Below are 3609 nucleotides of genomic sequence, written 5' to 3'. Positions count from 1 at the left end.
CGGCACGACGAAGGCGCCCATCGCCGCGATGTGCGCCTTCGTCGTGCCGAAGCCGCGGGCCGCGAGCCCGACCACCGCGGCGATGGGCGCGATCGCGGTCGACGGACCCGCACTCTTCCTGCAAGGCACGATCCTGCTCGCCGGACTCGTCGCGATCTTCACCTTCGCCGAGCGGCGTCTCGACCCGGAGGCGCACGGCAACCGCGTCGACTCGTTCGTGGCGCAGGCCGGTTCCGTACCGGGCAGCGAGAGCGAGCGGGCCGCCACCAAGGCCGGTTTCACCACCACCGAGGTGTTCCCGCTCGCGCTGTTCGCCATCGGCGGCATGCTCGTCTTCCCGGCGGCCAACGACCTCCTGACGCTCTTCATCGCGCTGGAAGTCTTCTCCCTGCCGCTGTACCTGCTCTGCGCGCTGGCCCGCCGCAAGCGCCTGATGTCGCAGGAAGCAGCGGTCAAGTACTTCCTGCTCGGCGCGTTCGCCTCGGCGTTCACGCTCTTCGGCATCGCCCTTCTCTACGGATACGCGGGCTCGGTGTCGTACGCGACGCTCGCCAACGTCGTCGAGGGCAACGTCAAGACCATCGACCCGGCGCTCGCCGACACCATGGGCAATGACGCGCTGCTCCTCATCGGCGTCGCGATGGTGACGATGGGGCTGCTCTTCAAGGTGGGCGCGGTGCCGTTCCACATGTGGACCCCGGACGTCTACCAGGGCGCCCCGACCCCGGTCACCGGCTTCATGGCGGCGGCGACGAAGGTGGCCGCGTTCGGCGCCCTCCTCCGCCTCCTCTACGTGGTCCTGCCGGGGCTGCGCTGGGACTGGCGGCCCGTGATGTGGGGCATCGCGATCGTCACCATGCTGGGCGGCGCGATCGTCGCGATCACGCAGACCGACATCAAGCGGCTCCTGGCGTACTCGTCCATCGCGCACGCCGGGTTCATCCTCGCCGGTGTGATCGCCACCACCCCGGACGGAATCTCCTCCGTCCTGTTCTATCTGGGTGCCTACTCCTTCGTGACGATCGGCGCCTTCGCCGTGGTCACCCTGGTGCGGGACGCGGGCGGCGAGGCCACTCACCTGTCGAAATGGGCGGGGCTCGGCCGCAGGTCACCACTGGTCGCGGCGGTCTTCGCGGTCTTCCTGCTCGCCTTCGCAGGCATTCCGCTGACCTCCGGCTTCACCGGGAAGTTCGCGGTGTTCAAGGCGGCGGCCGACGGCGGCGCGGGCGCGCTGGTCGTGATCGGTGTCCTCTCCTCGGCGATCGCCGCGTTCTTCTACATCCGCGTGATCGTGCTGATGTTCTTCAGCGAGCCGAAGGCGGACGGCCCCACGGTCGCCGTGCCCTCGCCGCTGACGATGACGGCGATCGGTGTGGGCGTCGCGGTGACGCTGGTGCTCGGCGTGGCCCCGCAGTACTTCCTGGACCTCGCGAGCCAGGCGGGGGTCTTCGTCCGGTAGCCCGGAGCCCGTCGTTCCGCACACCTGCCGCCGCCCGGCATCCCGATCACTGGGGATGCCGGGCGGCGGCCTGTGGATAACTTCCCGGGCTGTCGGCGCGGAGCCCTATCGTGGGGGCAGTGGTCGAGGAAGTGACCGAGGCAGGACGTTCGGCGGGGGACAGCGCGATGGATGGGACCAAGGACATGAGCGAGGTGACGGCGCCCTCGGCGGCGCCGGGCGCGACGACCGGCACCGTGCCGACCGGCGGCGTGACGGAGAGCGACGCGCTGCGCACGCTCCACCGCGTCTTCGGGTACGACGCGTTCCGCGGCGAGCAGGAAGCGGTCATAGAGCACGTGGTGGCCGGTGGCGACGCGGTCGTCCTCATGCCCACCGGCGGCGGAAAGTCCCTCTGCTATCAGATCCCGGCCCTGGTCCGCCCCGGCACGGGTGTCGTGGTCTCGCCGCTCATCGCGCTCATGCAGGACCAGGTGGACGCGCTGCGCGCGCTCGGCGTGCGGGCCGGGTTCATCAACTCCACGCAGGACTTCGACGAGCGGCGCGTGATGGAGGCGGAGTTCCTCGCGGGCGAGCTCGATGTGCTCTATCTCGCTCCGGAGCGCCTGCGCCTGGACGCCACGCTGGATCTGCTGTCCCGCGGCAAGATCTCCGTCTTCGCCATCGACGAGGCGCACTGCGTGGCGCAGTGGGGCCACGACTTCCGGCCCGACTATCTGGCGCTCTCCGTGCTCGGGCAGCGCTGGCCCGACGTGCCCCGGATCGCCCTCACGGCGACGGCCACGCACGCCACGCACCGGGAGATCACGCAGCGGCTCGGCATGCCGGACGCCCGGCACTTCGTGGCGAGCTTCGACCGGCCCAACATCCAGTACCGCATCGTGCCGAAGGCCGAGCCGAAGAAGCAGCTCCTGTCCTTCCTGAAGGAGGAGCACACGGGCGACGCGGGCATCGTCTACTGCCTCTCGCGGAACTCGGTCGAGAAGACCGCCGAATTCCTCTGCCGGAACGGCATCGAGGCGGTGCCGTACCACGCGGGTCTGGACGGCGGGACGCGCGCGGCCCACCAGTCCCGCTTCCTGCGCGAGGAGGGCCTCGTCGTCTGCGCCACGATCGCCTTCGGCATGGGCATCGACAAGCCGGACGTCCGCTTCGTCGCCCACCTCGACCTGCCCAAATCGGTCGAGGGGTACTACCAGGAGACGGGCCGCGCGGGCCGTGACGGCCTGCCCTCCACGGCCTGGATGGCATATGGCCTCCAGGACGTCGTCCAGCAGCGCAAGCTGATCCAGGGAGGCGAGGGCGACGAGGCGTTCCGCCGCAGGGCCGCGGCCCACCTGGACTCGATGCTGGCCCTCTGCGAGACCGCCCAGTGCCGCAGGGCCCAGCTCCTGACCTACTTCGGCCAGGAGGCGGCGGCCGAGCGCTGCGGCAACTGCGACACGTGCCTCACCCCGCCCGAGACCTGGGACGGCACGGTCGCCGCACAGAAGGTGCTGTCCACGGTGGTGCGGCTCCAGCGTGAGCGGGGCCAGAAGTTCGGCGCGGGCCAGATCATCGACATCCTGCTGGGCAAGAAGACCGCGAAGGTCATCCAGTTCGACCACGACCAGCTCTCCGTCTTCGGCATCGGCGAGGAGCTCGCGGAGGCCGAGTGGCGCGGCGTCGTCCGGCAGCTCCTGGCCCAGGGCCTGATCGCGGTCGAGGGGGAGTACGGCACGCTGGTGCTCACCGAGGAGAGCGGCACCGTCCTCGGCCGGGAGCGGGAGGTGCGGCTGCGCAAGGAGCCGAAGCGGGCCCCGGCGGCGCGCGCGTCCAAGGGCGAGCGCAAGGCGAAGTCGGCGGCGGCGGTCGCCGAGCTGCCCCAGGAAGCGGTGCCGCTCTTCGAGGCACTCCGCGCCTGGCGCGCCGCCCAGGCCAAGGAGCAGGGCGTCCCGGCGTATGTGATCTTCCACGACGCCACACTCCGCGAGATCGCCACGCTGCGGCCCACTGCGGTCGGGGACCTCGCGGGCATCAGCGGAGTGGGTGAGAAGAAGCGGGCCACGTACGGGGAAGGCGTGGTCGGCGTCGTGGCCGACTTCACCGCGGGGGCGACCGACGGGGCGGGGGACAGCGCCTCGGACCGAGCCCCGGACACCACCGGGAAC

Annotated in this window: 2 protein-coding genes; both read left to right on the top strand. The window is 70.9% G+C overall.

The window, feature by feature from the left end:
* The coding region (nuoN, locus tag AB8Z36_RS32855) for an NADH-quinone oxidoreductase subunit NuoN (RefSeq protein ID WP_369217040.1) at positions 1 to 1459 on the top strand (1459 nt) is incomplete at its 5' end.
* Between the two features lie 167 nt (positions 1460 to 1626).
* Positions 1627 to 3609 (top strand): DNA helicase RecQ (gene recQ, locus AB8Z36_RS32850; protein ID WP_369217041.1); only part of this gene is annotated, 1983 nt, incomplete at its 3' end.

This window comes from Streptomyces flavofungini, from assembly GCF_041028215.1.
In the GTDB taxonomy this organism is placed as follows: Bacteria; Actinomycetota; Actinomycetes; order Streptomycetales; family Streptomycetaceae; genus Streptomyces; species Streptomyces flavofungini_B.
This window is presented reverse-complemented; position numbering and strand designations above follow the sequence as displayed.